The 7,794-nt window shown below is 38.6% G+C and carries 7 protein-coding genes; all 7 read left to right on the forward strand.

The window, feature by feature from the left end:
* Positions 1–70 precede the first annotated feature (70 nt).
* On the forward strand, positions 71–1,384 hold the full coding sequence (locus CALSC_RS14205) for an SWIM zinc finger family protein (RefSeq protein WP_088241979.1): 1,314 nt from the start codon (positions 71–73) through the stop codon (positions 1,382–1,384).
* Positions 1,385–1,405: 21 nt separating this feature from the next.
* The gene (locus CALSC_RS14210) at positions 1,406–2,923 is read left to right on the forward strand and encodes a DUF5691 domain-containing protein (protein ID WP_143288261.1); all 1,518 of its coding nucleotides are present in this window, start codon (positions 1,406–1,408) and stop codon (positions 2,921–2,923) included.
* 27 nt (positions 2,924–2,950) lie between these two features.
* Positions 2,951–4,099: an ATP-binding protein gene (locus CALSC_RS14215; protein ID WP_088241981.1), complete on the forward strand. Its 1,149-nt coding sequence runs from the start codon at positions 2,951–2,953 to the stop codon at positions 4,097–4,099.
* 282 nt (positions 4,100–4,381) lie between these two features.
* On the forward strand, positions 4,382–5,362 hold the full coding sequence (gene hpsE, locus CALSC_RS14220) for a hormogonium polysaccharide biosynthesis glycosyltransferase HpsE (RefSeq protein ID WP_088241982.1): 981 nt from the start codon (positions 4,382–4,384) through the stop codon (positions 5,360–5,362).
* Between the two features lie 74 nt (positions 5,363–5,436).
* Entirely contained in the window at positions 5,437–5,985 is a 549-nt protein-coding gene (locus CALSC_RS14225) for a pilus assembly FimT family protein (protein ID WP_088241983.1), read from the forward strand.
* A gap of 32 nt (positions 5,986–6,017) precedes the next feature.
* Entirely contained in the window at positions 6,018–6,647 is a 630-nt protein-coding gene (locus CALSC_RS14230) for a TIGR04282 family arsenosugar biosynthesis glycosyltransferase (protein ID WP_088241986.1), read from the forward strand.
* A gap of 229 nt (positions 6,648–6,876) precedes the next feature.
* Positions 6,877–7,758: a hormogonium polysaccharide biosynthesis protein HpsJ gene (gene hpsJ-B, locus CALSC_RS14235; RefSeq protein WP_088241984.1), complete on the forward strand. Its 882-nt coding sequence runs from the start codon at positions 6,877–6,879 to the stop codon at positions 7,756–7,758.
* Positions 7,759–7,794 lie beyond the last annotated feature (36 nt).

A 7,794-nucleotide genomic window follows, 5' to 3' on the forward strand; every position in this document is an offset into this window, starting at 1 on the left:
TATGGAAGAATGTCTGTTAAAAAAGTATCAAAGTAAACATAAAAAACAGTAGTTGGTGGAGATGCCACCCATGTCTACAATTTGGACTCAGGAGCAAATTTTATCTCTAGCACCAGATGCTAGTTCGGCAAAAAATGGTAAATCTTTAGCTGTACGCCACAAATGGTTATCGTTGCATTACAACGAGCAAGCTATTTGGGGAGAATTCCAAGGTAGTGGGAAAAATCCCTATCGTACCCAAATCGATATTGCAGAACCAGCTTTTAAATGTTCTTGTCCCAGTCGTAAGTTTCCTTGTAAACATGCACTGGGATTATTTTTAATGTTTGCCAATACTAAAGATGATTTCCACAACAGTACTCCTCCTGACTGGGTGAAGCAATGGCTGGATACTCGCCAGCAAAAACAAACTCAAAAACAAACAGCTGCTAGCAAAAAAACAGTAGATCCCCAAGCCAAAGTCAAACGTGCTGAACAACGCTACAACAAAGTTAAAACCGGAATGGAGGATTTAGAGTTGTGGCTACGGGATTTATTACGTCAAGGTTTAGCTGCATCGCAAGCACAATCCTATAGCTTTTGGGATACAGCCGCAGCCCGATTAGTAGATGCCCAAGCAGGGGGTGTTGCCAGATTGATTAAGGAAATGGGTAGCATTCCTCACACTGGAACGGCATGGGAAGAAAGATTATTGAGTCGTCTAGGAAGGATTTATCTATTACTAGAAGGGTTTAAACGCTTGGAAAAGTTACCTACTCCTTTGCAAGCAGATATTCGCAGCCAAATTGGTTGGACGCAAAATCAGGAAGAGTTATTAACCAAGTCAGGATTAGAGGATAAATGGTTAATATTAGGTCAACGGATAGAAGAACAAGATGCCCTCAAAACCCAACGGATTTGGCTGTGGGGAACAGCAACAAGAAAAGCTGCCTTAATCCTCAATTTTGCCTATGGTAAGCAATCCTTAGATGTTAGTTTAGTTCCAGGTAGCTGTATAGAAGCAGAGCTAGTATTTTTTGATAGTGCTTATCCTTTACGAGCAATTGTCAAAAATCGTCATGGCATACCAAGATTAATACAAGAAATACCGGGTTATAGTGGGATTAAAGAAATGATGTCTGTGTATGCCCAAGCCTTATCTTGTCACCCTTGGTTAGATCAATTTCCAGCATCAATCAATGGAGTTATACCTTTTCAGCAGCAAGATCAATGGCTGATTCGAGATGCAGCCAATCATCAGTTAATATTGATGCCTAATTTTGTTCAAGGATGGCAACTCTTGGCAATCAGTGGTGGACATTCTATAGATTTATTTGGGGAATGGAATGGAGAGTACTTTTTACCCTTAAGTATATTGGCAGAAAATACTTTCCTCCATTTTTAAAGGATGGGGAAATTGGCAATTATGGATTTATGGCAAAACTTGGTATCAGCAGCTTTAGTCGGTACGGAACGACAAACAGTGACAATATCTGCACCAGATAGCCCTCTAGGTAAAGTCATAAATCGCCTAGATAGCCAAGATTGTGAAGGTAGTTTACTCGCTGCGGCTGGGGCGATCGCACTTTATCAAAAAGCTGGTAAATTATCTACAGCTAAAACCTTATCCTCAATAGAACCTTGTAGCCTCGAAGACTTGCCCTGTTGCAACTCCTTGGCAGTACAACATCTAAGTATGATGCTAAATGGAGAACACAATCAGGTGTTGCCAGAATGGTTAACTGTAGCAGCTACAGTTGGTAAACGAGTTTCCCCCCAGTGTTTACCAGAATTATTAGCATTAGGAAAACGAAAAAATTACCTACAGTCAGCCATCTTGCCTGTGTTAGGTAAAAGGGGGTTATGGCTGGCAGCACAAAACCCAGAATGGAATTATGCCACCAGTGAAAATACTGATTTAGTTTGGGAAAATGGTAGTTGTGATGGGAAAAAATTAGCACTCACAAAACTGCGACAACAAGATCCCGCAGCAGGGAGGAAACGATTAGAAGCAACTTGGCAGGTAAACAGTGTGGATGAGAATGTAGCTTGTTTGCAAGCCCTGGAAACAGGCTTAAGTTTGGAAGATGAGCCATTTTTGAACTCTGCTTTAGCTCATAGGCGCAAGGTAGTTAGAGACACAGCAGCTAAATTACTGGCTAGATTATCAGCATCCCAATTATGCCAAAGAATGATTCAACGAGTCCTACCACTAATTCAACTCCAGGCAGGTACCATAGAAATCACCTTACCCACAGATTGTAGCCAGGATATAATCCGTGACGGTATCGACCAGTCTCAATATAGTTCCAGTTTCGGGGAAAAGGGTAGTTTACTTCTGCAAATGTTGGCTTGTGTTCCCCCCAGTATATGGAATCAGCATTGGCAAAAATCACCAGCAGAACTTTTATTAGCAGTTGAGGCTAGTGAGTGGAATAAATTATTAATTGAGGGTTGGGTAAAGGCTACTATCAACCATCAGGATGTTGCTTGGGCACAAGTTTTGTTACCAGTATGCAGTAGTATTTACTACGAACATTTCCAGTATCGAGAACAAATCATCACACAATTGTTAAGTGTTTTCCCCCACAATAGGCTTAATGAATTTATCCTAGAATTATTTGCAGAGTCCGAAAAACAGGCTTTTAATTCCCAGCATCCTGTCTGGCGCTTATTAAATCACAGTCACCACTATTGGGATGCAGAAATTAGTAATTTAGTGTTATCAAAAATACAGGAAAATTTCCAAGAGCATAATTGGCAACATGATTGGCAATTGCAAGAGCAGATACAACACTTTGCCCTGTATATGGAACCGTCCTTAGCACATCAAGCAAATACTACCCTATCAACTGTATTCCCTAGAAATTGGCAAGAGACAATGAATCGGTTTTTAGCTAGGCTGCAATTTCGCTGGGAAATGATACAAGCACTGCAAGATTAAATCAAGGATATAATAGCAGAGGTCAGGATGACAGAAGTAAATAAAAATACTAAGACCAGAACATCCAGAAAAAAGAATAATAACTCCCCAAACAATAGCAAAACACTATTAAGGGAACATGCAGAACACCATTTTTCCGAAGAATTAGAGGAATTATCAAAAATTGATAATCGCCATCGTCCCCCTAATTGGCAATTATCGCCCTGGGCGGTAACCACTTATTTATTAGGTGGCAAATTAGACAATGGCTTTGAAGTATCTCCCAAATATATCGGAGACAGACGCATCATAGAAATTGCCGTAGCTACCTTAACTACAGATCGAGCATTGTTGTTAATTGGCGTACCGGGAACGGCAAAATCTTGGGTTTCCGAACATTTATCAGCTGCAATTTCAGGTGACTCTAAGCTATTAATCCAAGGTACTGCGGGCACTAGTGAGGAAGCAATTCGTTATGGTTGGAATTATGCCAGATTATTGGCTGATGGGCCCTCTATGGATGCATTGGTTCCCAGCCCTTTAATGCGAGCAATGGAAGATGGCAAGATTGCCAGGGTGGAAGAATTAACCAGGATTCCCGCAGATGTGCAAGATACATTAATTACTATCCTCTCCGAAAAAACTCTACCTGTGCCAGAATTAAATTCCCAGGTACAAGCAAATAAAGGGTTTAGTGTAATTGCTACGGCTAATGACCGGGATAAGGGGGTAAATGACCTTTCCAGTGCCCTCAAACGCCGCTTTAATACAGTAGTTTTGCCCCTACCCAAAACCATAGAAAAAGAAATAGAAATCGTACAGCGCCGGGTAGAAAGTTTGGGAAGGGCATTAGAATTACCCGCCGAACCCCCAGCATTAGAAGAAGTGCGGCGCATTGTGACTGTATTCCGAGAATTGCGTAGCGGTGTGACAGAAGATGGTAAAACTAAGATTAAATCTCCCAGTGGGACTTTGAGTACAGCAGAGGCTATCTCTGTAGTTAATAGTGGTATGGCACTGGCGGCACATTTTGGGGATGGTATTTTAAGTGCGGGGGATGTCGCTTCTGGATTGGTGGGTGCGGTAATTAAAGATCCTGTGCAAGATTCAGTGGTATGGAAGGAATATTTGGAGACGGTGGTTAAAGAGAGAGAGGGATGGAAGGATTTATATGGAGCATGTAGGGAAGTTAGTTAAAAAAGTAGTTGACCTGAACACATCAATTTTCACCAATCAAATATAATCGCTGCAATAAATTTATCAGAAATCGATAGAAATACCGAAGCTAAACTAGCACCTAATAAGCAAAATTAAAGCATTAAGTGCTTCATCATTTCTTTTGGCTAAAAGTACATTAAGCCAGGGATCTAAATTAATTAATTCTTTATAACAATCACAAAATTAGCACTAAGACAATTAGTGCCTATTTCATACTGTAATTAATTGTAGGTATGAATCTATATATATAAGAAATAGCTAATGAAAAACAATATTGATTTAACTGTCGCCATCCCTACTTATAATGGTGCAAAACGTCTACCTCAGCTATTAGAAAAGCTACAGAATCAACAAGGTACAGAATCTTTTAATTGGGAAATTATAGTTGTAGATAACAATAGTCATGATGCGACTGCCTCTATTATTAAAAAATATCAATCTACTTGGCAATGTCATTATAAATTAAAGTATGTTTTTGAACCAAAGCAAGGACTCGCATATGCTCGAGAAAGAGCAATTATGGAGTCTCAAGGAAAATTAATTGCTTTTCTCGATGATGATAATTACCCCAATAATATGTGGGTGCTAGCTGCTTATAAATTTGCTCGAAATCATCCTCATGTTGGTGCTTATGGCAGTCAAATTCATCCTCAGTGGGAAACAAAGCCTCCCGAAGAATTTGCTCGAATTACTCCATTTTTAGCTATTACAGAACGGGGTAATATACCTCTATTATATGAAGCTGATCAAAAATTATTACCCCCAGGAGCTGGATTAGTTATTAATAAGCAAGCATGGCTTGAATGCGTGCCCAATCAAATGATTTTAGCAGGCAGAATATCAGGTAATATGCTAGCAGGTGAAGATATAGAAATGCTCTCTTACATTCAAAGAGGGGGTTGGGAAATTTGGTATAATCCAGAAATGGAAATTTATCACCAAATTCCTGCATGGCGCTTAACTAGGGAATATTTAATTCCGTTTTTTGAAGGTATTGGTTTAAGCCGTTATGTGACTCGTATGGTAAATATTCACCCACGGTTACGACCAATATTTTCTATTGGATATATAGTTAACGATATCCGTAAAATTATTTTTCATTTCTTGAAGTATCACTTAAGGGCTAAAACCAATTTAGTTAGTGATTGCGAAATGCAATTATTTATAAGTAGTTTGATTAGTCCGTTTTATCTTTGGTTTAATGGATATTTTTCACACAAGTTAAAGGATAAAATATCCTAAAAGCCGCAATGGCTCATTTATTCCTTACGCATAGCGCTATACCACGCATCAATACCTGAATTATTACATCTACCATGTCCACTAAATTAAATAATTTCCAGCATAAGGATAAATCATCTACTAATGGTTTCACTTTCTTAGAGATATTAGTAGTCACTGCTGTATTGGGAATATTAAGTGCGATCGCTGCACCAAGTTGGTTAGCTCTGATGAATAATATACAACTTAAAACAGCTCAAAGTGAAATTTATCTCGCCATGCGTCAGGCTCAAAGCCAAGCAAAGTTACAAAAATTAAATTTGCAAGTTAGTTTCCGCGAACAAAATGGAATTGTTCAATGGGCAGTTCATAATACTACTGTTAGCCCTAATAATGCTAATTGGAATAACCTGGATGGAAGTGTGCGTATAGATGCTGAAACAACTTTACAGCAGTCTGGTAGTGTGCGAAGAATTAAATTTAATCATCTAGGTAATGTCAGTCAGCCACCTTTAGGACGGTTGACTATTTCTAGTAAAAATGGTGGTAGAGCTAAACGTTGTGTTTTTGTTTCCACAATTTTAGGAACTCTGAGAATTGCTCAGGAACAGGAAACAGCTAAAAGTGGTAAGTATTGCTATTAAAATATTATTTGTTAATTTCAATTGGGTCTGATTTGCTGAATAATTCAGAAATAAGCAACAAACAGCATTTAATAGTTTTCACTCGTTATCCAGAGCCAGGAAAGACAAAAACTAGATTGATACCTGCTTTAGGTGCGGAAGGTGCTGCTAATTTGCAACGTCAGATGACAGAACATACCTTATCACAAGTGCAAAAATTGCCAGCCATAAGTTCTACATTAGTGGAAATTAGATTTGCTGGTGGTGATTTGCAACTGATGCAAGCTTGGTTAGGGAAGGCTTTTATCTACCAACCCCAAGGAGCAGGTGATTTAGGACAACGTATGGAGCAATCTCTATTAAATGCATTACAAAATGGTGCTCAAAAGGTTATTTTTATTGGGATTGACTGTCCGGGGGTAAATAGTGAGATTCTCACCACAGCCTTTCAAAATCTAGATACCCACGATCTCGTAATTGGTCCGGCGGTTGATGGTGGCTATTACTTAATCGGTTTAAAACGATATATACCAGAATTATTTGCTAACATCAATTGGGGAACTGACACTGTATTACAACGGACTATCAATATTGCCCAACAGCTTAGTTTATCTCAAGTGCAGTTGTTACCTTTAGCTGATGTCGATAGACCAGAAGATCTACTAATTTGGGAATCTCGCTAGTAAAAATTAATATCCTTACTTCTGTGTGTCCTTTACTCCCTCATCTGAAGATAACTCATCTAATACTTGTTGTTGTGCCAATCTCGAGTTTATACTGTGTCAACTATCACCATGACGAATTTATCTCAAGATGGAGGAGAATCCTCTACCTGTTGAGAGCAAATGTTAATCTTGAGGGAATTTGTGTAACTTGAAGAATCAATAACTCCAATTGGAAATCAAAAAGCTTATGATTAATCGTTTTAATGCAGTGAATGCTGCCCGAACTCTCACAGTAGGAGGCATAGTATTAATGCTATCTTTCTTACTCGATGTTTTTATCCTCATATTTCCTTTTCAACCTACTGATGGTAGATGGCAAATTGCTTTAGTCACAGCATTAGTTGACAGAGGAATTGTACCCATGGTGGGTTTGGGTATGCTGTTCACTGGCTATTGGATTGGCAGTATAGACAATAAGGATAGCGATAGTACAAACCCTGAGTCGTCAACTCGCAAACCAATATTCGATTTGAGATTTCCATCTTTAATTTTTGCTAGCATTTTGGGATTAATTTTCTTGGTGTTTTTCCCCTTACATCTCAACAATGTACGCCAAATCAGCAATCAAAGGGTAGAAAAAATTAGTCAGGATGCTGAAAAAGCAGAGAATCAACTAAAAAATCAATTATCTAAAGCACAAGCTCAGTTAAATAGCGAACAAGGTAAAGCCCAAATACAACAACTACGAACCAGAACCAAAAATCAATTAGCAGAAATAATCAAAGATGAGACAAAATATAAGCAAGCACTTGATAGCCCGAAAATTCCTGCAGCAGTAAAGGAAGTACTCAAAAAAGCGAAAGCAAATCCTCAACAACTGGAAACACTGATTAACGAACAAACTAATCCTCTCGCGGCTGCTCAAAAAAGTGCTAATCAAGAATTAAACAAAATTCGTAGTAACAAAGAGAAATTAGAACAGCGTGCTAGACAGGAAGCTTGGAAATCCGGATTAAGAACTGGTTTGAGCAGTTTATTATTATCTGTTGGTTATACTATTATTGGTTGGACTGGGCTCAGAAGTATGAATAACTCATCCGGGAAAAAACACAAGTCTGCTGTACGTTAAGTAATAAATTGATTAACTACAAATTAACCATGTAAG

The organism is Calothrix rhizosoleniae SC01, from assembly GCF_900185595.1.
Taxonomy (GTDB): domain Bacteria; phylum Cyanobacteriota; class Cyanobacteriia; order Cyanobacteriales; family Nostocaceae; genus Calothrix_A; species Calothrix_A rhizosoleniae.